Source organism: Corynebacterium pacaense, from assembly GCF_900169525.1.
Lineage (GTDB): Bacteria > Actinomycetota > Actinomycetes > Mycobacteriales > Mycobacteriaceae > Corynebacterium > Corynebacterium pacaense.
This window is the reverse complement of record NZ_LT821240.1, coordinates 1,399,360-1,420,666: the sequence shown is the minus strand read 5'-3', so window position 1 is coordinate 1,420,666 and position 21,307 is coordinate 1,399,360. Positions and strand designations below refer to the sequence as shown.

The window sequence follows — 21,307 nt, the reverse complement described above, 5'->3', positions numbered from 1 at the left end:
ATGACTCTACAGAAGAACGGCCCGAACACGGCAGGCTCAGATGAGCCGGTCAACGAGGTCAAGAAGCTGAGATCCCGACACGTCACCATGATCACCCTCGGTGGAATCATCGGCGCCAGTCTCTTCGTCGGCTCCGGCAACATCATCCGCAATGTCGGTCCCGCCGCCATCATCTCCTACCTGCTGGGCGGACTGCTCGTCTTCCTCGCCATGCGGATGCTGGGTGAGATGGCCGCGGCACGGCCGTCGATAGGCTCCTTCATGGAGTACGCGCGGGTCGGACTCGGTGACTGGGCCGGCTATCTCGTCGGCTGGCTCTACTGGTACTTCTGGGTCGGTGTCCTCGCCTATGAGGCGGTTCTCGGTGGCGAGACAATGACGGGGTGGTTCCCCTTCCTCCCATCCTGGACCTGGTCGATGGTTCTGCTCCTGATCTTCATCGCCACCAATGCGATCTCGGTACGCACCTTCGGCGAAGTGGAGTTCTGGCTGGCCAGTATCAAGGTCGCGGCGATCACAGTGTTCCTGGTCGCGGGTACGCTCTTCGCACTCGGCCTGTGGCCGGGTGCCGAGATGTCGGTATCAAACCTCTGGGACCACGGTGGCTTCGCGCCCAACGGAATCTCCGTCGCCCTGACGGGTGTGGCGATCGTGATCTTCTCCTACTTCGGTACCGAAATCGCGGTCATGGCGGCGGCCGAGTCCGAGGATCCCGCCAAGGGGGTCAGGCAGGCCACCAGTACCATCATCTGGAGGATCCTGCTCTTCTTCGTCGGAGCCGTCACCGTCATCGCGGCCGTGGTGCCCTGGGACGAGCTTCCGGAACCGACCAGCGTCGCCACGGCACCGTTCACCTACGTCTTCTCCCTCCTTGGGCTCCCCGGCGCCTCGATGATCATGCAGCTGGTGATCTTCACCGCGGTGATCTCCGTGCTCAACTCCGGCCTGTACTCTGCGTCCCGCATGCTCGCGGCGCTGGGTGACCGCGGCTACGCACCGCGGGCCGTCACCGTGCGAAACAAGCGCAACGTTCCCATCGTCGCGCTGTTCGCCTCCACCATCGGTGGTGTGGCTGCGACGATCGTGAACTTCGCGGCACCGGAGTCCGGTGTCTTCGATTTCATCATGAACTCGGCGGGCCTGGTTGCACTCTTCGTCTATGTGTTCATCGCAGTGACCCAGATGCGTCTCCGGATGAAGATGACGCCTGAACAGGTTGATGGCCTGAAACTGAAGATGTGGTTGTTCCCCTGGCTGAATATCCTGCTCATCGTCGGTGTCATCGCCATTTTCGTGGTCATGCTCACCACCGACAGTGGCCGAACCCAGGTGTGGACGAGCCTTATCGCCACCGGGGCACTGGTGCTGTTCTGGCCGATCGCCAGGCGCAGCGTCGCGGTGAAGAAGGCCGCGCAGGCCGCCGCCATCGACTGAAGGGTTGCCGCCGGTCACCCCGGGGCCGGGCATTGACAGTAGTGGCTAATAGACGTAGCTTAAAAGCTATGACTATTAGCCAACTGTCCGTGTCAGGCGGTGCACTGGCCACCACCGCCCGTGGCGACGACGAGGGACCCCTGCTCATCTGCTCGCCCGGAATCGGGGATTCCCGCGATGCCTTCGACCCCCTCGCCGGGATCCTCGCCTCCTCCGGCTACCGAGTCGTATCCATCGATCTGCGCGGGCACGGTGAATCCGACACCGGCTTCGCCGCCTATGGTGACGAGGCCACGGCCGACGATCTGCTCCGTGCCATCGACGTCCTCGGCGGAGGTCCGGCCGTCCTGGTCGGGGCCTCGTTGAGCGCGGCCTCGGCCACGATCGCTGCGGGGCGCGAGCCGGGCAGGGTTGCGGGGCTCATCCTCATCGGTCCCTTTCTCCGCAACGGTGGTTCCCCCGTGATGCGCGGATTGCTCCGACTCGCGCTCAAACGGCCCTGGGGTCCGGCGGTGTGGCGTACCTACGCGGCAGGACTCTGGCCGGGTCTCGGTGAGGATGCGGTGGACAGAGCGGCGGAGACCACCCGCAACCTCCGCGAACCGGGACGGTGGGAGGCATTCGAACGCACGGCCCGCAGCGATCACCGCGTTGTCTCACCGTGGATCCCCCGGGTCACGGCACCCTCACTGGTGGTGATGGGTGATGCGGACCCGGATTGGAAGGATCCGCTGGCTGAGGCGGAATGGGTGTGTGACCAGCTCGGTTCCCAACTGTTCATGGTCAAGGGTGCGGGACATGCACCGATGCTCGAGAAACCCGATGAGGTCGCCGGGGCCGTGCTGTCCTTCCTCCGGGAAATCCGGCATGGCTAGGGCCGGCCTGACCCCGGAGAAGGTGGTCCAACGCGCCGTTGAGATCGCCGATGCGACGGGTTCCGCCGAGGTGAACCTCGCCGTGCTCGCCAGGAGTCTCAATGTGGCGACACCGAGCCTTTACAAACACGTCAGTGGATCAGATGATCTGACCACCCGCATGGCGGTTGCGGTGACCACCGACTTCGCCACTGAACTCGGTGAGAGCACCCGTGGACTGGCGGGCGGTGAGGCGCTGCGGGCACTCGCGGCGGCCTACCGGGGCTTCGCGCGCAGGCACCCGGGCACGTATCCGCTGACACAGCAGCACCGCGCCGATCCCAGCTGGGAGAAAGCCGCACACAGCGCACTTGTGGCCGTGGCCTCGGCACTTAAGGGCTACGGGGTCGGCACGCGGGATGTGGACAAGCTCAGATTCCTCAGATCCACGCTCCACGGTTTCGTGGACCTGGAGCACCGTGGTGGGTTCGGTCTGGCGGATCCGGTTGGGCACAGCTTTGACAGGACCGTGGCCGCGGTCGACGCTGCGCTTATAATCTGGGCGGATATGAACAAGAAAAGGGATAACGCGCCGGAGGACACTCCCGGCGGACCATCGGTCAGGGACGGCGAGGTCTATGAGGCACTCAGGGACGAGGGCGCCAGCAAGGAAAAGGCCGCCCGCATCGCCAACGCCGCAGCCGCATCGTCGCGCTCATCGGTGGGCAGGAAGGGCGGTAGGTCCGGAAGCTATGAGGACTGGACCGTGGAGAGGTTGAGAAAGCGCGCCGCCGAACTGGACATCGACGGCCGCTCGAAGATGAACAAGGATGAGCTGATCACGGCTCTGCGTGATCACTGACCCTGTTCCATGGCCACGTCCACCGCCGTCCAGGCCTGTGCCAGTGCCCCCTCGAAGAGAGTCTTCTCCGCTGTCGGTCCCACACAGGCATCGGCAAACTCCTTCTGATGGTTGAGGATCGGATATGAGTCGACTCCTATGTACGGATGGATTGCCCGGACGATCTGGGAGACATTGGCCATGTCGGTCGACGCCCGGGACATCAGCGTCTCGGGTCCAGAGGTTTTGATCCTCCGTCCCAGCCGCCGGACGTTCTCCTCATAGTATTCAGAGGCCCTGTCATCGGTTCGGAAATCTGAATAGGGCTTTGACTCATCCCGGAGTTCAAGTGTGCATCCCGTGGCAAGTGCCCCCGCCTCAAAACACCGGCGGACCCTGACTGCGGTGTGCGCCAGCTCCTCCATGGTTGTTGCTCGGACATACCAGCGTCCGCGTGTTGAATGGGGGATGGCATTTGGAGCATCACCACCGTGGGTCACGATTCCGTGGACCCTGACCGAAGGCGGCAGTTGCTGGCGTAGAAGGGCTATCGCAACCTCAGAAACAGTGAAGGCATCCGCGGCGTTGATACCCTGCGTCGGATAGGAAGCAGCGTGTGCCGCATGCCCCTTAAAGGTCACCTCCCAATGCATGACCGCCATCGGTTCGGCCCTCACAACATCGACCGGGGCAGGGTGGACCATCATCGCAAAGTCCAGGCCGGTGAATGCACCGCGCTCAAGAAGTTCTATCTTGCCCCCGCCCCCTTCTTCAGCAGGGGTGCCGAAGACCTCCACTGTGATCCCGAGTTCCCCGGCGACCCCGGCCAGCGCCAATGCGGATCCGATCGACATTGCCGCGATGAGATTGTGACCGCAGGCATGGCCGATTCCAGGTAGAGCGTCGTACTCTGCCATGAAGGCGATCCTCTTGTCCCCATCGCCGAACGTCGCATAAAATGCCGTTTCCAGTCCGAGGAACTGCTCAGTCACACTGAATCCGCGCCGTGTGAGGAATTCCGCACAGTGATGAGAGGATTCAAACTCCTGCCAGCCGAGCTCCGGATTGTTGTGAAGCCATTGGGACAGCTCGATGAGATCGCTCCGATGGGTTTCCAGGGTCTTCTCGACCTCGGTTTTGATGTCATTCATCTCCGGGCACTCCATAGGACGGTGCGGTCGCGGGGTGAATGCCCCGGGTCACGTAGTCATCGCGCTGCGGCAACCAGAGCTCGAGGAGGGTGCGCAACTCGGGGATGGGATTCTGACTCCAATCGACCCGGAGATCGCTTTCCTTCCACCCTGAGTCCCTGACCACCGCCAATCCCGCGGAGTGGACGTCGCCCTCCTCTCCACCCTCAGCCAGACCAGCCTCCAGAGCGATCAGCAGGCGAATCTCCAGGTCCCCGCTACTTGAATTGAAGCTGGTGTGCATCGCATCAACGACGGTGGGGGTCTTGAGCATGTTACCCGCGGTAACTGAGGCTTCCCCTGAGGTTTCGGGTCCGGCTATTTGATGGCTGCACCCTAGAACCCGCTTGCCTGAGTGCGCAATGCCCGCGCCCGAGGTTCCCAGAACACAGATCTGCCTGTAGTCGAGCGTTGAGTCCCGTGTACTGAGCCATTCCAAAGCGGATTGCGCAGTCCCGCCGGCCGCCAGTTGATCAAGGAGTAGATGACCGAACCGTGGATCCGTGATGTTCTGTGATGCGACGGCGCCCACCCCGGAGCGAAGGTGGAGACACCTCGCCGCAACCGCGGGGGAGGAGGAGCTCACCGCCATTCCGAATGCCCCCGTGGCATCCCGTGCGATAATCGAGAACGTCATCATTTACCGTCCAGCACGGCCGTGGCATCGATTTCGACGAGCCATTCCGGTCGGGCAAGGGCATCGACGACAATCCCCGTGGAAACCGGAAAGACTCCTTTCAACCATCGCCCCATGACCTGGTAGACGGTCTCCCGGTAGCGAATATCGGTGAGGTACACGGTTACCTTGACGATGTCCTGCAGGTCACCGCCCGCCTCGCCGAGGAGAAGTGCAATGTTGGCCATTGCCTTTTCTGCCTGTGCCTCGACGTCTCCCACGCCCACGCTTTCGCGGGTCTCCAGGTCCTGGCCGATCTGGCCACGAAGATAGACGACACCGCCCGCCACCACCGCCTGGCAGAGGTCATTGTCGAGATTCTGCTCCGGGTAGGTGTCTTTGGTGTTGAAGGGTCGAATTCGGTTGTACTTCATTGTGTAACTCCTTGGATCCGGGACGGGTGTTCAAAGTGAGATGTGGTCCACCGAGGTTGATGGACGGTATTGGAGATAGTTCCGCTGAATTGCAATCTGGTCAGTGATGTACTTCGCGTCGTGCCAGACTCCCCAGATGAAGCTGGATCCGCGTCGGGTCTGCCAGGGGAGACCAATGAAGTAGACCCCCGGCACGGATGAGACCCCCCTTTGATGGACCGGGTGCTTCCCTGAGTCGAAACCGTCAACCTTCAACCAGCTGTAGTCGACTCCGAAGCCCGTGGCCCAGATGATGGTGGTGATGTTCTCCTTATCCAGGTTCAGCTCCCGAATCGGTGAGGTGACGCTGTCCGGAAGTGGGCCGAGTTGGTGGGCCTCGGATTCGGTGGGAAGGTCGATTCCCGTCCGAAGGACGTAGTCATCCGCCTCGCGGAGGAGTGCGAGATAGTTGGCATCGCCGTTGCGAATGTTTTGCTCCAGATCGTCGTCGAAGCGGAGGATGCCATCGCCGTAACCACCGGCCCGACCGAGGAGAGTAATTCCCGAGGAAGCCAGATTCCGGAAATCGATGGTCTTGCCACCATCGGCCCCGCTGACCGCGATTGTTACGTGCTCCGCTCCCGTCGGAGGTGTGTTCTGCTCCCACTTCTTGAGCACCCCCAGCCACCACACGAAGTCGCGGCCCCGGTATGACCTGGGAGGGCGCTCATGCGGTCCGACCGCAAGATAGGTCCTTCTCCCGCTCTCCTGAATCTCCGATGCAATCTGCACACCTGAGGAACCCGCACCCACGACAAGGATGTTTCCCGGGGGCAGCTCCTCAGGGTTGCGGTAGGAACTTGAATGCATCTGGAAAATCCGCGGAGACTCGGGGACCACGGGTGGAATAACGGGAGTCTGAAACGGGCCGGTCGCGACGACGATGCTCCCCGCATGGATGGTTCCATTGCTCGTGTCAACCCTGAATCCGTCCTCGGATACCAACGGGGTCACCGCGCGGACCTCCACCCCGCAACGGATAGGTGCGTTGATCAATGCGGCGTAGTCTTCCATGTACTGCGCCACCTGGTCCTTGCCTGCGAACCCATCCTGGTCGACGTTGCTGAACTCCAGGCTGGGGAACCGGTCGTGCCATGCGGGTCCATTGGCCACCAGCGAGTCCCACCTGCCGGTTCGCCAGCGTTCAGCGATCCGGTCCTTTTCACAGACGATGTGGGAGATCCCGGCATTCGTCAGGTGCTCGCTCATTGCGATACCGGCCTGCCCACCTCCCACGACAACGACCTCTGTCGATTCATCGAACATAATTGCGTTACTCCTGTCGGGTGGATGTGATTGGTTGTTCAGTCGTCGCAATCGGGCGCGGCCGGCTGATGGTCAATAGTTTTGAACGGTTGGATTCGTTTATCAAATACTTAAAAGTGAAAGCGTTATGGGAAAAACTGATTGAACACAGCTCGCGGTGTTCTTCCGTGATCGGCCAATCCCCGACGTCGCGTCTCTTCGCGGTTCATCCACCGCGATTCCTTGACCTGCGGGAAGGTCGTATATGTGATCTTGACCTCACGGTTTCGGAAAATTCGATAGGTCTATTGAAATTGAGTAATGGTGATCACACTTCCAAGGTCCTAACGTAACTAGCACAAGTTCCGGCTTGAAAAATTCCATCAAACCCCAGGAGGGAAAATGACTGAGCGTGAAGTAGGGTCTTCGCCTGTTTCGGAGAAGGGGCTGAAGAAGAACATAGTTGCCGGGGCTATCGGTGTACTCGTTCATTGGTTCGATTGGGCCGTATATGCGTACATGGCTACGACGATTTCTCACGTGTTTTTCCCACAGCAGGATGAAACAGCGGCATTGTTGTCGGTTTTTGCAGTATTCGCGATCGCCTTCTTCGTAAGGCCACTGGGTTCGTTGATCTTTGGTCACCTGGGGGACACACTCGGGCGCAAGAAGACACTTTCAATCGTGATCGTTACCATGGCGGCAGGCACCCTTCTGCTGGGAATCATCCCCTCCTATGAATCAATTGGAATCTGGGCGCCGGTGTTGCTGGTGATCGCCAGAATCATTCAGGGGATCGCAGCTGGCGGGGAGTTCGGCTCCGCAGCCGCGTTCCTCGCGGAGTACTCCCCTCCGAGGAAAAGAGGATTCGGGTGTTCCTGGATCGAGTTCGGATCCGTACTCGGCTTCCTTCTCGCCTCGATTCTCGTCTCGGTGATGTTCGCCGTTTTCGATCAGGCACAGATCGAGGCATGGGCCTGGAGGCTTCCCTTCCTGATCACCGTTCCGCTCGCATTGGTCGGCCTGTACATTCGTTCACGGATCGAGGACACACCGGAATACCGGCAGCTCCAGGAGATGGGCGCGGTCGCCGAGGCTCCCATCAGGGAGGTGTTTCAGAAGAACAGCAAACAGTTCTTCCAGACGGTCGGCATCGAGATTTTCATGAACTGCACCTTTTATGTGGTCCTCGTCTATCTCATCACCTATCAGGAGCAGATTGTGGGTCTCACAGGTGGGCAGGCTGCGTTGCTGTCCACGGTCGCGTCTCTGACCGCGGTGGTCATCATTCCGCTGTCCGGCCTGGCCTCGGACCGTCTCGGTAGGAAGCCGGTTCTCCTGGTTGCCGGTGGGCTCCTCGCGCTGATGTCCTACCCGCTGTTCGTCTACATGAACACGGGATCTCAGATGGCGGGATTCCTGTCCACCTTCGCCCTGTCGGCGATCCTTGCGCTGATCCTGGGGACACACGCGGCAACCGTCGCAGAGCTCTTCCCCACGCGAACCCGTCAGAGTGGATTGTCCATGGCATACAGCGTGGCGGGCGCCTTCTTCGCGGGAACACTGCCCTACTTCAATACCTGGTTGATATCCTCGACCGGAAACGAGATGGTCCCGGCGTTCACGCTCATTGTGGTGGCACTGGTCGGATTGGCCACCGTGTACACCATTCCTGAGACCAGGGGAATTGAACTGCTCAGGGATTCAGATCTCGATGTCGCCCATCGGGATTCACCTCCACGGGTCGCAGCGATCTAGGCTGATCAGGAACAAGGATCGGGGACAGTGAGGCCTCCGCCTCCTTCTGTCGGCGAAGTTGATGGACCAGGGAATCGAGGAACTGAATGGCTGTGACGCTGAGGCAATTGGAGTACTTCATCGCCGTTGCTGAATGCGGTACGGTGACGGCGGCTTCGCAGAAGCTGTTCATCTCGCAATCCGCGGTATCCAACTCGATTGCCGATCTCGAGAAGTCCCTGAATATCAAGTTGTTCCTGCGGCATCCCCGTGGTTTGAGCCTTTCGAGGGAGGGGCGAAAGGCACTGAACCGGGCTCGCCACCTGCTCCGGGATGCCGCTGAGCTCGAGCGGGAAGCCGCACGGTGGACTGATGAACTCACCGGTACGCTCAGGGTCTCCTGCTACTCCACTCTCGCCCCCGCACTAATTCCGGGGCTGGTCGCTGCGTTCGCCGAGGAGTATCCGGATGTCGAGGTCCAGTTTTCCGAAGGCTCAAGAAGCACGGTCATCGAGGATCTTGAACTCGGCAATGCCGATGTGGTGGTGTTGTACGACTACGCCTTCACCGAGGATCTATCAAGAATCGGCCTACCGGTGAAACTGGCGGGTTTCCCTCCCTACGTGCTTGTTCCGCCCTCAATGGAGCGGGCATCGTCGACCTCGGTTTCTCTGGCGGAGCTGAAGGACGAACCATTCATACTGTTTGGCCTTGAGCCTGCTGACAAGTACTTCCTCTCCCTGTTCGACGCCGAGGGACTGGTTCCGAGGATCAAGTACCGAACAACCAACTTCGAGGTGGCCAGGGGACTGGTTGCCCGGGGCATCGGTTATTCCCTTCTCACGCAGCGTCCCGGGCGAACGGTTGACTATGACGGACTGGAATACAGTGCTCTGTCCCTGGAGGGAAACCATCAGGAGCTCGACGTAGTCGCCCTGTTTCCTCAGCACGGCGGGCTGACGCGCAGAGGCGAAGCTTTTCTGACCACCGCCACGAGAATCCTCACGGGCAAGGCAAATGAGCTGAGAGGATAATCGCGGGACCTCCCGTGGATCAACGCCCGCCCTCTCCGCCCGCGAGATCCTGGCTCGTGTTGGCGTAGTACTCGCTCAGCCTGCGGTACGGGCGCGAGCGAAGCGCGAGGAGAACCACCACCAGCATGATGAACCCGGAAATGACGAACATCAGTGCCATTCCCCGGGTTGAACCCTCGCCGAGGATCGTGCCGCCTATGGTGTCCGCCCCCGCGCCGGCCATCCACGGGATGACATAGGCCTGGGCGAGTATCGCGATGATGAAGGTGGACAGCGGATTCGCCGCCATCTCCACTGCCATGGCCAGACCGAAGACGCGACCCTGTTGGCGGAAGGGAACCACCCGCTGCAGGATCGTCTGCTCGGCCGCCTCCGCGGCGGGAATGGTCAGCATGAACAGGAAGATGCCGAGCACAAAGAGCCACCACCATTCCCGGATGCCGAAGACCATGCCGAGGAGCGCCACGCCGAGGTTGACCAGTAGCAGTGTCCTGACGGGGTTGGCTCCCAGGCCGGTCTTGGCCACGATCGCCCCACCGGCGACGAAACCCAGACCGGTCACCCCCAGGACTATTCCCCACAGCTGCGGGCTGAACAGTTCAAGGCCGTAGGGATCCATGAGCGCGGAGTACACCCCGCCGATGAGGTTGTTGAAGCAGGAGAACAGGATCAGGGCGAGCAGTCCCGGAACCGACATGATGATCCTCAGCGATCCCCTGAGATCCATGCCCCGCGACACCACTCCCAGATCCGGAACCGGCAGGGCGCCCGGCTCCTTCACCGCCGTGCCGACCACCACCTCATGCTCCTCGATCCTGATCGGCATCAGATGGATCAGTGCGATGACGGTGAGCGCCAGGCATATCCAAAGGGTCGGACCCATGCCGATGAATCCTATGGCCATTCCCGCAATGATGCTGGTGACCATGAAGGCCACACCCTGCACGGAACCGACGAGGCCGTTGGCCTTGTCGCGGCCCTCCTCGGGCACCATGAGGGTCACGATCGTGGATAATGCGATATTGCGCATCTGTTCAACCACGGATCCGCAGGTGATCAGGATGATGAACAACCAGAGACCGGGATCGGAAATGCTCGCGCCGTTTTCGTCGACCCACAGCACCCAGACCACTGCGGCCAGAACATAGCAGGTCAGCGTGCTCACCGCCGCTGCCACCATGACGTTCTTCTTGCGGTTGTGGTCGACCACGGTGCCGAAGAAGACGGAGCCGATTGCGATGAGCGCCATGTAGGTTCCCGAAATGATGCCGCTGAGGGCGACATTCCTGGTCTGCAGGTAGATCCAGAAGGTCAGCGCAAAGAAAAGGAAACCCGTGGTCACGTTCGCGATCAGGGTATTGATCAGAATCCGGTGAAACTGCTTCAGGGGGTCTCCTTGGTCGGGGAGAGGAACGAGAATGGTACGCCAGATGAAACTACCGTGAATGCCGTCACTGCACCACCCCCGTCCGGTGGGTGGTGTCCGGCGGACTAGCATGTGAGAACGTGAAGATCGAGGAACTGATTGCCCTGGCGGCGGAGCAACCGACCCGGATTTCGCGGCGGTCGGGGGTTTCGCGTTCCACGCTCAAGCGGGTGGGGGACGGCACCAGCGAACCGACGCTGTCCACCCTGCGGGAGGTGGCCCTGGCACTCGGACTCGATATCACCGTCACCGCGGGCCAGGCGAGCGATCCCTACGCCGCGGCGGCGGCACGCACCCTGATCGATGATTCGGTGCCCGAGGACCCCAATGATCAGGCCGTGGTGGAATGGCTGGACCGCTTCGGGCGCTGGGGCATAGACGACCCGCTCACGCTGGTCTCCGAGGCCGGTATTGTGCAGGGCATTGCACACCGCGCCGGCGCCCGCTTCTATCGCGGTGACCTGCGTGGACTTGAGCTTATCGACGCCCACTCCGGGCCGTGGGCACTCTCCGGGGCGGCCGCGGCCGCCCTGACGCTGGGGCGCTACGTCGAGGGCACGACGGTGCTGTGGCATGCGGGCGGGGGCGTCGACAAGCACGACTTCGGAGAGCGGGTGGACACCGCGGCAGAGGCGGACCTGATCGTTTTGCCGGCGGCTGCCACCGAGTTGAGCGGGCACTATGGTCGGGGAAACCTCTTCTTCGTCGCTCCGGTTCAACTGGTCATTGATCTCCACAGCCTGGGAATGTACGAGGAGGCGGAGATCCTCACCGGCGGGTGGAGGTAAAACTGCGCGATCACCAACTTGCGCATAGAGTTTCGGACTATGAGCGTCACGATGTCCCCAGCCCATCTAGCAGAATCGATTCACGCAGGCAGGAAGCTGACCGTACTGGCCTCCTTCTGGGCGCCCATAGAAGGCGCAGGTCTCACCCTCTTCCGTTCCGAGCACATTCCCACCTCCCTCTTCTGTGATCCCGCGTCCTCGCTCTCGGGCATCCCCAGCAGCTCGGAGGGACGCAACCCCCTGCCCAGCATCGCCAGCCTGGAATCCTCCTTCCGTCGTTGGGGTCTGAACACCGACAGGGAGGTCGTGGTCTATGACGAGGGTCGGGGCCTCTACGCAGCGCGGGCCTGGTGGATTCTGCGCTGGGCGGGCATCCCCGGGGTCCGGATCCTTGACGGCGGTATGCGCAGATGGGAGGAGGAACGGCACGGCCACGCGGGCGGCCCCGGCAATTTCCCGCACTTTTGCAATGTGCGCCCCAACCCGGGTCAGCTGCCCACCGCCACCATCGATGATGTCAAGGCGCACCGTGGACTGCTCATCGACGCCCGCGACGCCGAGCGATTCGCCGGCCGCCGCGAGCACCTCGACCTCAAGGCGGGGCACATTCCCGGCGCCCTCAACATCCCGGCCAGGTCGATGTTGAATCCCGACCTCACCTTCAGGACCCCCGAGCAGCTCCGGTCGATCTTCGCAGACGCGGGTATCACCGGCGGTGAGGGCGTTATCGTCTACTCAGGTTCGGGCAATCACTCCGCGCAGGTCCTGGCGGCGATGGAGATCGCCGGACTCGGCGGGGCCGCGCACTACCTCAACGGCTGGTCGCAGTGGAGCGCCGATCCGCGCAATCCCGTCGAACGCTAAACCCCCGGATTCCATCCAGCTGCCGCTAAGGTGTGTTGTGTGATGGAAGCACTGGTGTTGATCATCGCCGCACTCATTCTCGCGGCAGGCATAGCGCTCTGGCGCGCCGATTCGCACAGGCGCGCCTCATCCGCCGACCCCGTTCCGGGGCCGCCGGAGTCCGTGGCCGACGGCGTCGAGCCGCCGGCTCTGCGCACGGACGCCACCGTTGAGCAGTCGGGGGCCGTCTACGAGGATCCCGCCGAGGAGCTCGATGTCGAGGCGGAGGCGGAGCTCATCGAGGTCCCGAATGTCCGCGAGGCCGAGATCGAGGTCGGCGAGGTGGAGGTCGAGGCGGAGAGCGAAGCGGATACCGAGCCCGCGCAGGAGGAGACACCCACGGAAAAGGGATCATTCCTGCATTCCCTGCGCGGCGGTCAACGCCGTGAGCGCAAACACTGGGCCACCCGCCATGGCTTCGACTTCATCAGGGAGGATGCCTTCCTCAACGACGAGTGGACACGTGGTGCGGCCGCCGCCGGCGCTGCGGCCCGTGACGTGGTCAGCGGCATGGCCGTGGGCTATGAGACCCATCTCGTCGATCTCGCCGGAGTCCCGGTGATGGCCATGCGCCGCGGCCCGGCCTCGGACGTGGTCGTTGATCTCAGGCGGGGCGGTGAGTCCGTCGAGGAATCGGAGGATCTGCTCGAGGTGGGGGAGGTTTCCGGCTTCCGCCTGCTCAGCAACGACGCCGGGGTGGCCGGGCGTTTGGTGGACGAGCGCGTGAGGGCGGCACTGGACGCGATGCCGGAGGCGGTGACCGCTGTGTGGATGGAATCCGACTGGGTGCTGGCGGAGACGGTGCGCTCGAGCACCGCGGAGGCATGGGATGCGATGATCGAACCGCTGGCACTGCTGGTGGACTCTTCCTTTACCCTGCCACCGCGCAACGGCACGGCGCGCAGGCTCGACCTCGCCCTCATCGAACCGACCCGCATCCAACCCCCGGCGCCGGAGCGTACCCCGGACAGACCCGCGCCGCACGAGGAGGATCTCACCCAGCCCCTGGTGATCAGGCCGGACTCCCGCACCCACCCGGAGAGCCGCGGGGTCGTGGAACCGAGGGAACTCGGGGCCGATGATGTGGACTCGATCGCCGACGGCACCCCGTCCCGACCCGATGACTACAACGGAACGCGGATCATCCGTGATCTCAACGGGGGTTCGAGAATCTTCGAGGATTCATCGACCCCGCCGGAAATACAGGAACCGGAATCCTGAACTACCGGGCCGAGTTCTATGCTGAGTGCAGCACCCCATAACAATCTCGAGGAGGGACCTTCGTCCATGTCTACCCCTGAAGTTGACGCGCAGCTGCGCGCTGAACTGGCCGAACTGATCAAGGAACTCGCGGTGGTTCACGGCGAGGTCACCCTGTCCTCCGGAGCGAAGGCCGATTACTACATCGATGTCCGCCGCGCCACCCTGCACGCCCGCGCCTCCAGGCTCATAGGAAAGCTGCTGCGCCAGGCAACCGCCGACTGGGACTTTGACGCCGTCGGTGGGTTGACCCTGGGCGCGGATCCCGTGGCCACCGCCGTCATGCACGCCGACGGCCCCGAGATCAACGCCTTCGTTGTCCGCAAGGAGGCCAAGAAGCACGGAATGCAGCGCCGCATCGAGGGCCCCAGCGTGGTGGGCCGCAGGGTGCTTGTCGTCGAGGACACCACAACCACCGGAAACTCCCCCCTGACCGCGGTCGCGGCACTCAGGGAGGCTGGCGCGGAGGTTGTGGGAGTGGCCACCGTGGTGGACCGTGACACCGGTGCGGATCGGGTCATCGCGGCTGAGGGCCTGCCCTACCGGTTCCTCCTCGGACTCGATGACCTTGACCTCGGATAGCGCGCCGGGTCCAACCGAATGGGGTGAATCCCGGGTGGGAACCGGCCCGTGGGAGCTGGAGCACCCCGCTGCGCCCCGGCCCACCGATGCGCGGTTCGACCCCGAGCTGCTCGACGGTGGTGACCGTCGAAACGTCGTCGACGCCTACCGCTACTGGCGCAGGGAGGCGATCGTCGCGGACATTGATACCCGCAGGCATCCGCTGCACGTGGCCATTGAGAACTTCGAGAATGACGCCAATATCGGCACGGTGGTGCGTACGGCGAACGCCTTCGCGGTGGATACCGTCCACATTGTCGGCAGGCGGCGGTGGAACCGTCGCGGCGCGATGGTCACCGACCGATATCAGCATCTCCTCCACCACCCGGACGTCGACTCACTGCTGTCCTGGGCGCGGGCCAGGGACCTGGACGTGGTGGCCATCGACAACACCCCCGGTTCGGTGCCCCTGGAGTCGACCGCGCTGCCCGAGCGGTGCCTGCTGCTCTTCGGCCAGGAGGGCCCCGGAGTCACCGAAGCGGCACGGCGAGGGGCCCTGATGACCTGCTCCATCGCGCAGTACGGATCGACGCGTTCCATAAACGCCGGGGTTGCCGCCGGTATCGCCATGCATGCATGGATCCGTGAGCACGCGGATCCGGGGACGGCATGGTGAACATACTGCCCACCGGATACATTTTCGTTATACTTCCTAGCAGCATCCACAGACTGGGCAGTCCCACCGGAGTGAAGAAAATTATACGTGTTAGATAAATGGGTCAACCGCGCTGATCTCGCTGAATCAGCCATCAATGAGCGCCACGGCGCTCGTGTCTGGGGCCTGCCCCGAAGCAATCTGGGGCTCGTGGCGTGGCCGGCCAACACCAAGGAAAAGCTGTTCGTACGGTGGCACTACTGGTGGCAGGCGCACTACCTCGATTGCCTTGTCGACGCCGCCAACAGGCGAACCACCAAGGCCCGCAGGGAACGTATCCGCTACACCATTCGCGGCATTGCGCTGCGCAACATCAAGAAGCTGACCTCCAACAAGTACTTCGACGACAAGGCCTGGTTGGCGCTGGCGTTGGGAAGGGCCGACAAGGTGCGCAAGGTTCGCGCGCCGAAATCACTTCAGGCACTCGAGTTCAACATCATCGGGGGGATAGATTCCCTGACCGGTGTGCTGCCCTGGCGGTCGGGTGAGACCTTCTACAATGTTCCCTCCAACGGTCCCGCGGCCATCATGATGGCACGCACCGGCCGGCTCGACCAGGCCATCGCCATCACCGACTGGATCTTTGACAACCTCATAGACGATGACGGGTTGGTCATGGATGGGCTGCGGATGCGCATGCACGGTCCCGACCTGGTAAGAAACATCCATCCCTACTGCCAGGGTGTCGCCCTGGGCGCGTGCCTGGAGATCGCCCTGAAGCTGCGGGAACGCTCCGGGGTCTCCTCGACCAACGTGGACAGTGTCCGCGATGCCGATATCGCCGAGGACTCGATGCGTTTCATCTCCCACATCCGCTCACTGGTCGAGGCGGTGCACCGGCGGATGGCGAACAGGAACAACGTCATCGACTGGGATACCGGCGACGGTGACGGCGGACTGTTCAAGGGGATCCTCGTCAGGTACCTGGCGGATGTCGCGGTCCGCCTCCCCGATGATTCCGCGGCGAACAAGCGGACCAAACGTCTGGCCGCCAGGATGGTGCTCGACTCCGCGGAAAGCGTGTGGGCGCACCGGCTCGAGGTGGATGGTCTACCGATCTTCGCCACCGACTGGACCTCGGATGCCCGTTTACCGCAGAATTTCGGACTCGGATCTTCCGGTTTGAACGAGATCGTCAGCGTCGTCCGTGTGGATGAACGCGATCTCTCGGTACAGCTCTCCGGATGGATGCTGATGGAAGCTGCGGCGAGGGTGGCGGGGCACGAGAATGAGAAAACGGCCTCTGCCACCACTTAGGCGCCTGCGCGAACTGCGGTTTTGGCCGGGAAATGTGGGGAATGAAACAACACACGGCAAAACTCGCGTCGGGCAGGCATAATTGGCAGTAGGCAGTCGCCAGAACCACATATCGTGTCCATTCGGAAACAATCGGACACTTTCGCATGGGGGATTGGCGGTGCGTACACGCAGCCACACTAGTGGCCGCGCGAAAACTTTCATGAACATGTCTTTTGACGGCTCACCTGATGGAGGAGACACTCTATGCCAATCGCAACTCCCGAGGTCTACAACGAGATGCTCGACCGCGCCAAGGCGGGCGGATTCGCCTACCCGGCGATCAACTGCACCTCTTCCGAGACGATCAACGCAGCTCTCAAGGGTTTCGCCGATGCGGAATCCGACGGAATCATCCAGTTCTCCACCGGTGGCGCGGAGTTCGGCTCCGGCCTGGCGGTGAAGAACAAGGTCAAGGGTGCGGTCGCGCTCGCCGCCTTCGCACATGAGGCGGCCAAGAGCTACGGCATCAACGTCGCCCTGCACACCGACCACTGCCAGAAGGAGGTGCTCGATGAGTACGTCCGCCCGCTGATCGCCATCTCCCAGGAGCGCGTGGACCGCGGTGAACTGCCGCTCTTCCAGTCGCACATGTGGGATGGTTCGGCCATTCCGATCGACGAGAACCTCGTCATCGCCCAGGAGCTCCTGGCCAAGGCGAAGGCCGCCAACATCATCCTCGAAGTTGAGATCGGAGTTGTCGGTGGTGAGGAGGACGGCGTCGAGGCGAAGCACGGCGCGAACCTGTACACCTCCGCCGAGGATTTCGAGAAGACCATCGACGCCATCGGTACCGGAGAGAAGGGCCGCTACCTGCTGGCAGCCACCTTCGGCAATGTCCACGGTGTGTACAAGCCCGGCAACGTGAAGCTGCGTCCCGAGGTCCTGCTCGAGGGCCAGCAGGTCGCCCGCAAGAAGCTCGGACTCCCCGATGACGCACTGCCCTTCGACTTCGTGTTCCACGGTGGCTCCGGCTCGGAGAAGGCGAAGATCGAGGAGGCGCTGGGCTACGGTGTCATCAAGATGAACGTCGACACCGACACCCAGTACGCGTTCACCCGTCCGATCGTCGGTCACATGTTTGAGAACTACGAGGGAGTTCTCAAGGTCGACGGCGAGGTGGGCAACAAGAAGGCCTACGATCCCCGCTCCTACATGAAGAAGGCGGAGCAGGGAATGGCCGCCCGTGTCGTAGAGGCCTGCCAGGATCTGCACTCGGTGGGTACCTCCACCGCCAAGTAGTCCGCCAGGCGAAACGACGCAGCCCCGACCGGGAGATGTACGCCCCGGTCGGGGTTGTTCCCGTTCGCGGGAGTATCGCTAATGTTGGGGACATGGCCAAGAAGAAACTCGGGACGCTCGCCCGGCTCTCGGAGATCGACAGTTCGCTGCGCAACAGGGTTCTGCGGGTGCGTGCGAGGGCACTGTTCATTCTGCAGTCGGCCCTGGGCGCCGGCATCGCCTATTGGTTCGCCGTTGAGATCGCCGGGCACCCGCAGCCCTTCTTCGCTCCGATCTCGGCGGTGATCATCCTCGGTCTCTCCGGAGGCGACCGCATCAAACGGGCGACCGAACTCACCTTCGGTTGCGCGGTCGGCGTCGGGGTGGGGGACCTGGTGGTCCTGCAGATCGGGACGGGACACTGGCAGATGTTCGTGGTGATCGCCGCCGCGCTCACCGTCGCCTCCTTCCTGTCGAAGGCGCCACTGGTGAGCAATCAGATGGCGATCGGTGGAATTCTGATCGCCACCATCATGCCGCCGGGGGAGAGCGCCGGCTTCGACCGGATGATTGACGCCTTTATCGGTGGTGTGGTGGGAATCCTCGTCACCGCGCTGATCCCCACCTCGCCGCTGCGCGCCGGGCGGATCCAGGTGGCAAACCTCCTCGGCATCGCCTCCGGCGTGCTCTACGACGTCGCCGACGCCCTGCGTGCCAAGGACGCCAAGGCGCTCGGGGTGGCACTGGATGCGGTCCGAAAGACCCAGGCCGACGTTGACAAACTCAACACCGCCGCCTCCTCCGGCAAGGAGATGATCACGCTCTCACCCTTCCTGTGGGGTAACCGCAGCAGGATCCGCTCGCTGTTCCGGATTCTCAGCCCCGTGGACAACATGATCCGCAATGTTCGCGTGCTGGCCAGGCGCGCCTTCGTGCTCACCGAGGACGGCGACGAGGTGAGCGAGCGGCAGGTGGAGATCATCGAGGAGCTGGCCTCGGTGGCGCTGAGCCTCTCCGAACTTTATGAACGGCACAAGGAGGTCAGCGAGGCCATCGAGATCCCGGAGCTCGTGCGCCGGTTGAGGCTCCTGGGTGCGCAGGTGGGCGTGGAGGTGGCACAGGGGCGGGTGCTCTCCGCCCAGGTCATTCTGGCGCAGTCGCGCTCGATCATCGTCGATCTCTTGCAGATCTGCGGCATGTCGAGGGAGTCCGCCGTCTCCGTGCTCGTACCCACCTCCCACACCCCCGCCTATCCGCCGGAGGTGTGGCACGAGGAGGCGGATTAGTCCGCTTGCCCGCGCACCATCTGGAGGTCGCGCAGGTGCCGGTAGAAGGTGACGCGTTCGACGGGACGCTTTCTTGAGATCCCGTCCACGGTCACCCTGAGTGCGGGGCCGCCGGCCTGCAGCGCCCGGCCCGTCGACAAGCTTTCTGCGGGCAGCTCCCGCCTGCTCCGCCCGAACAGGCGTTGCCGTTCCTCCACGCGCACCGCGACGATTCCGGGGGCATCGAGCATGGGCACCAGGCGGGCTCCCACGATACGGTGCCGCGGGGTCGACTCCGTGGCCGCGTGACGCAGGAGAACGTGATCGTCGATGATGATCTCCGCGGTGATCTCCTCCGCCTCCCAGTCGGTGATGCCCGCGGAACCTGCGACAACCACCGCGGCGTCATCGCGGATCACCGGCACCGGTCGGATGCCGCCGTTGAGTGCCAGCTGCAGCGCCGCACCGGTTTGTGCGGGCAGATCCCAGTTCCGAGCCGCCGGTGACGCGGGGTCAAGGGGGACGTAGCCGACCTCGGCCCAGAGGTTGTCCGCGCGCATCAGGCGGGTGAGTACGGCGGAGAGGGCGGCATCGGAACCGATGACCACGATCCGCAGCCGCTGCCCGGGGCGCTGCGGGGCGGGACGGGGTTGCGCCAGATGCGCGACCTCGGGCTGCCTGGTTATCTCATCGAGTGAGGGCGTGGGGTCGACGGGCAGAACATCGAAGCAGGCGTCATCGAGCATCCGGAGATCGCGGCGGCCGGGCACCGCGGGCAGATCGTGGATCTCCGGCGGTGTGGGGGCACCGGAGAAATCAGTGAATGTCGGTGCCTGACAACGGAGAACCACGAGACGCATGCGGATAATCCTAGTATTCCAATGCCAGCAAACCGCCCGGCGGCTAGTAATATGAAGAAACGTCTTGCGTGCGTGAATGCGCGCGTGTCCAAATTCATGGATCGGATGTGACGGAAAACCAATGGCTGCAATCGTGATCGTCGGCGCCCAATGGGGCGATGAAGGCAAGGGTAAGGCCACGGATATTCTCGGCGGGCTCGTCGATTACGTGGTCAAACCCAACGGCGGAAACAACGCCGGGCACACCGTCGTTGTCGGCGGCGAGAAGTACGAGCTCAAGCTCCTTCCCGCCGGCGTGCTCTCCGAGAACGCGGTTCCGATCCTGGGCAACGGTGTGGTGATCAACCTCGAGGCACTGTTCGAGGAGATCGATGGCCTCGAGGCCCGCGGCGCCGATGCCTCCCGGCTGCGGATCTCCGCGAACGCCCATCTCGTCGCACCGTATCACCAGGTGCTGGACAGGGTGCAGGAGCGCTTCCTGGGCAAGCGGGCGATCGGAACCACGGGCCGTGGAATCGGGCCGGCATACGCCGACAAGGTCTCCCGCGTGGGCATCCGGGTGCAGGACATCTTCGATGAATCCATTCTGCGCCAGAAGATCGATTCCGCCCTCGATGTGAAGAACCAGACTCTGGTCAAGATGTACAACCGCAACGCCATCATCGCCGAGGAGATCGTTGAGTACTTCCTCGGTTTCGCCGAGCGGCTGCGCCCGATGATGATCGATGCCGAGCTGGTGCTCAACCAGGCGCTTGACAGGGGCGAACATGTGCTTATGGAGGGCGGCCAGGCCACCATGCTCGATGTGGACCACGGCACCTATCCCTTTGTCACATCCTCCAATCCCACGGCCGGTGGCGCCTGCGTGGGATCGGGGGTCGGTCCGACGAGGATCACCTCGAGCCTGGGTATCATCAAGGCCTACACCACCAGGGTGGGTGCGGGTCCCTTCCCGACGGAGCTCTTTGACAAGTGGGGTGAGTACCTGCAGACAGTCGGCGGCGAGGTGGGTGTGAACACCGGCCGGAAGCGTCGCTGCGGCTGGTACGATTCCGTGATCGCCCGCTACGCCTCCCGCGTCAACGGTTTCACCGACTACTTCCTGACCAAACTCGACGTGCTCACCGGCATCGGCGAGATCCCGATCTGCGTTGCCTATGACGTCGACGGTGTTCGGCATGATGAGATGCCCATGACCCAGTCGGAGTTCCACCACGCCGTCCCGATCTTTGAGACGATGCCGGCCTGGGACGAGGACATCACCGGCTGCACCTCCTTCGGGGAGCTGCCGCAGAAGGCGCAGGACTATGTCCGCCGCCTCGAGGAGCTCTCGGGTGCGCGCTTCTCCTACATCGGTGTCGGTCCCGGCCGCGACCAGACGATCGTGCTCCACGACGTTATGGCCGACTGAGCTTCTCGACGCCCCCGTTTCCCGCCCCAACCTCTGGTTGGGGCGTTTCCGTTTGTGTGGGTTGCGGACAACTTCGGAAAACAAGTCTCACCTAATGAGATTGAGGTCTCCAAACACCGACTTGTAATCTCACAGGGTGGGAGCCTATCGTTGATTCATAACTTCCGATGAGATAGG

Annotated in this window: 20 protein-coding genes and 1 pseudogene; 15 read left to right on the top strand and 6 right to left on the bottom strand. The window is 62.8% G+C overall.

The genetic code is table 11. From position 1 onward, the window contains the following. The 4 genes and pseudogenes from B7E02_RS13605 (at position 1) to B7E02_RS14705 (ending at position 3,150) form a co-directional block, all read left to right on the top strand. Positions 1–1,434, top strand: a complete 1,434-nt coding sequence (locus B7E02_RS13605; RefSeq protein ID WP_143336767.1) for an amino acid permease — start codon at positions 1–3, stop codon at positions 1,432–1,434. A 68-nt stretch (positions 1,435–1,502) separates the two neighbouring features. Then, complete coding sequence (locus tag B7E02_RS13600) at positions 1,503–2,309, top strand: alpha/beta fold hydrolase (protein WP_080796792.1); 807 nt, start codon at positions 1,503–1,505, stop codon at positions 2,307–2,309. Beyond that, positions 2,233–2,814 (top strand): annotated as a pseudogene (locus B7E02_RS14855) (TetR/AcrR family transcriptional regulator); the annotation flags it as partial. The gene B7E02_RS13600 and the pseudogene B7E02_RS14855, both read left to right, overlap by 77 nt. Positions 2,815–2,856: 42 nt before the next feature. Continuing rightward, positions 2,857–3,150, top strand: coding sequence for a Rho termination factor N-terminal domain-containing protein (locus B7E02_RS14705; protein WP_245802306.1), 294 nt, complete (start codon positions 2,857–2,859; stop codon positions 3,148–3,150). On the opposite strand, the gene B7E02_RS13590 is transcribed toward B7E02_RS14705, so the two are convergent. From B7E02_RS13590 to B7E02_RS13575, 4 genes are read right to left on the bottom strand one after another with little or no spacing between them, the layout of a single operon-like run. Then, positions 3,144–4,280: a M20 family metallopeptidase gene (locus tag B7E02_RS13590; RefSeq protein ID WP_080796790.1), complete on the bottom strand. Its 1,137-nt coding sequence runs from the start codon at positions 4,278–4,280 to the stop codon at positions 3,144–3,146. The genes B7E02_RS14705 and B7E02_RS13590 overlap by 7 nt on opposite strands. Further along, a complete protein-coding gene (locus tag B7E02_RS13585) occupies positions 4,273–4,956 on the bottom strand; it encodes a DUF1028 domain-containing protein (RefSeq protein WP_080796952.1) in 684 nt (227 codons plus the stop codon). Before B7E02_RS13585 ends, B7E02_RS13590 begins: the two co-directional genes overlap by 8 nt. Further along, complete coding sequence (locus B7E02_RS13580) at positions 4,956–5,369, bottom strand: RidA family protein (RefSeq protein ID WP_080796789.1); 414 nt, start codon at positions 5,367–5,369, stop codon at positions 4,956–4,958. The genes B7E02_RS13585 and B7E02_RS13580 overlap by 1 nt, the downstream gene beginning before the upstream one ends. Positions 5,370–5,399: 30 nt before the next feature. After that, complete coding sequence (locus B7E02_RS13575; protein ID WP_080796788.1) at positions 5,400–6,674, bottom strand: flavin-containing monooxygenase; 1,275 nt, start codon at positions 6,672–6,674, stop codon at positions 5,400–5,402. Between the two features lie 381 nt (positions 6,675–7,055). Here B7E02_RS13575 and B7E02_RS13570 point away from each other — a divergent pair, with 381 nt between their 5' ends. Then, entirely contained in the window at positions 7,056–8,411 is a 1,356-nt protein-coding gene (locus B7E02_RS13570; RefSeq protein ID WP_080796787.1) for an MFS transporter, read from the top strand. An 86-nt stretch (positions 8,412–8,497) separates the two neighbouring features. Continuing rightward, a complete protein-coding gene (locus tag B7E02_RS13565; RefSeq protein WP_080796786.1) occupies positions 8,498–9,424 on the top strand; it encodes a LysR family transcriptional regulator in 927 nt (308 codons plus the stop codon). Positions 9,425–9,443: 19 nt separating this feature from the next. Here B7E02_RS13565 and B7E02_RS13560 read toward each other — a convergent pair whose 3' ends face one another. After that, positions 9,444–10,811 (bottom strand): MFS transporter, encoded by a 1,368-nt coding sequence (locus B7E02_RS13560; protein WP_143336819.1) that lies wholly within the window; start codon positions 10,809–10,811, stop codon positions 9,444–9,446. A gap of 119 nt (positions 10,812–10,930) precedes the next feature. On the opposite strand from B7E02_RS13560, the gene B7E02_RS13555 reads away from it, so the two are divergent. From B7E02_RS13555 to B7E02_RS13520, 8 genes are all read left to right on the top strand, one after another. Beyond that, entirely contained in the window at positions 10,931–11,638 is a 708-nt protein-coding gene (locus B7E02_RS13555) for a helix-turn-helix domain-containing protein (RefSeq protein ID WP_080796784.1), read from the top strand. Between the two features lie 39 nt (positions 11,639–11,677). After that, positions 11,678–12,502, top strand: coding sequence for a sulfurtransferase (locus B7E02_RS13550; protein ID WP_080796783.1), 825 nt, complete (start codon positions 11,678–11,680; stop codon positions 12,500–12,502). A gap of 42 nt (positions 12,503–12,544) precedes the next feature. After that, positions 12,545–13,762: a type III secretion system chaperone family protein gene (locus B7E02_RS13545; protein WP_080796782.1), complete on the top strand. Its 1,218-nt coding sequence runs from the start codon at positions 12,545–12,547 to the stop codon at positions 13,760–13,762. A gap of 66 nt (positions 13,763–13,828) precedes the next feature. Further along, positions 13,829–14,383: an orotate phosphoribosyltransferase gene (gene pyrE / locus B7E02_RS13540; protein ID WP_080796781.1), complete on the top strand. Its 555-nt coding sequence runs from the start codon at positions 13,829–13,831 to the stop codon at positions 14,381–14,383. Continuing rightward, the gene (locus B7E02_RS13535) at positions 14,364–15,038 is read left to right on the top strand and encodes a TrmH family RNA methyltransferase (protein ID WP_080796780.1); all 675 of its coding nucleotides are present in this window, start codon (positions 14,364–14,366) and stop codon (positions 15,036–15,038) included. The genes pyrE and B7E02_RS13535 overlap by 20 nt, the downstream gene beginning before the upstream one ends. A gap of 87 nt (positions 15,039–15,125) precedes the next feature. Further along, positions 15,126–16,334 (top strand): glycoside hydrolase family 76 protein, encoded by a 1,209-nt coding sequence (locus B7E02_RS13530; RefSeq protein ID WP_080796779.1) that lies wholly within the window; start codon positions 15,126–15,128, stop codon positions 16,332–16,334. 246 nt (positions 16,335–16,580) lie between these two features. Further along, positions 16,581–17,615 carry a class II fructose-bisphosphate aldolase gene (gene fbaA, locus B7E02_RS13525; protein WP_080796778.1) on the top strand — a complete coding sequence of 345 codons (1,035 nt, stop codon included), beginning with the start codon at positions 16,581–16,583 and terminating at the stop codon, positions 17,613–17,615. A 92-nt stretch (positions 17,616–17,707) separates the two neighbouring features. Beyond that, positions 17,708–18,880 (top strand): FUSC family protein, encoded by a 1,173-nt coding sequence (locus B7E02_RS13520; RefSeq protein ID WP_080796777.1) that lies wholly within the window; start codon positions 17,708–17,710, stop codon positions 18,878–18,880. Here the strand turns inward: B7E02_RS13520 and B7E02_RS13515 are convergent. Further along, positions 18,877–19,719, bottom strand: coding sequence for a hypothetical protein (locus B7E02_RS13515; RefSeq protein ID WP_080796776.1), 843 nt, complete (start codon positions 19,717–19,719; stop codon positions 18,877–18,879). The two genes, B7E02_RS13520 and B7E02_RS13515, sit on opposite strands and share 4 nt — an antisense overlap. Before the next feature lie 121 nt (positions 19,720–19,840). On the opposite strand from B7E02_RS13515, the gene B7E02_RS13510 reads away from it, so the two are divergent. Further along, positions 19,841–21,130, top strand: a complete 1,290-nt coding sequence (locus tag B7E02_RS13510; RefSeq protein WP_080796775.1) for an adenylosuccinate synthase — start codon at positions 19,841–19,843, stop codon at positions 21,128–21,130. The last annotated feature ends 177 nt before the right edge of the window (positions 21,131–21,307 follow it).

Coding starts and splice junctions, on each gene's coding strand:
- B7E02_RS13605 (WP_143336767.1), top strand. CDS start 1: ATGACTCTACAGAAGAACGGCCCGAACACGGCAGGCTCAGATGAGCCG.
- B7E02_RS13600 (WP_080796792.1), top strand. CDS start 1,503: ATGACTATTAGCCAACTGTCCGTGTCAGGCGGTGCACTGGCCACCACC.
- B7E02_RS14705 (WP_245802306.1), top strand. CDS start 2,857: ATGAACAAGAAAAGGGATAACGCGCCGGAGGACACTCCCGGCGGACCA.
- B7E02_RS13590 (WP_080796790.1), bottom strand. CDS start 4,280: ATGAATGACATCAAAACCGAGGTCGAGAAGACCCTGGAAACCCATCGG.
- B7E02_RS13585 (WP_080796952.1), bottom strand. CDS start 4,956: ATGACGTTCTCGATTATCGCACGGGATGCCACGGGGGCATTCGGAATG.
- B7E02_RS13580 (WP_080796789.1), bottom strand. CDS start 5,369: ATGAAGTACAACCGAATTCGACCCTTCAACACCAAAGACACCTACCCG.
- B7E02_RS13575 (WP_080796788.1), bottom strand. CDS start 6,674: ATGTTCGATGAATCGACAGAGGTCGTTGTCGTGGGAGGTGGGCAGGCC.
- B7E02_RS13570 (WP_080796787.1), top strand. CDS start 7,056: ATGACTGAGCGTGAAGTAGGGTCTTCGCCTGTTTCGGAGAAGGGGCTG.
- B7E02_RS13565 (WP_080796786.1), top strand. CDS start 8,498: ATGGCTGTGACGCTGAGGCAATTGGAGTACTTCATCGCCGTTGCTGAA.
- B7E02_RS13550 (WP_080796783.1), top strand. CDS start 11,678: ATGAGCGTCACGATGTCCCCAGCCCATCTAGCAGAATCGATTCACGCA.
- B7E02_RS13545 (WP_080796782.1), top strand. CDS start 12,545: ATGGAAGCACTGGTGTTGATCATCGCCGCACTCATTCTCGCGGCAGGC.
- pyrE (WP_080796781.1), top strand. CDS start 13,829: ATGTCTACCCCTGAAGTTGACGCGCAGCTGCGCGCTGAACTGGCCGAA.
- B7E02_RS13535 (WP_080796780.1), top strand. CDS start 14,364: ATGACCTTGACCTCGGATAGCGCGCCGGGTCCAACCGAATGGGGTGAA.
- fbaA (WP_080796778.1), top strand. CDS start 16,581: ATGCCAATCGCAACTCCCGAGGTCTACAACGAGATGCTCGACCGCGCC.
- B7E02_RS13520 (WP_080796777.1), top strand. CDS start 17,708: ATGGCCAAGAAGAAACTCGGGACGCTCGCCCGGCTCTCGGAGATCGAC.
- B7E02_RS13515 (WP_080796776.1), bottom strand. CDS start 19,719: ATGCGTCTCGTGGTTCTCCGTTGTCAGGCACCGACATTCACTGATTTC.
- B7E02_RS13510 (WP_080796775.1), top strand. CDS start 19,841: ATGGCTGCAATCGTGATCGTCGGCGCCCAATGGGGCGATGAAGGCAAG.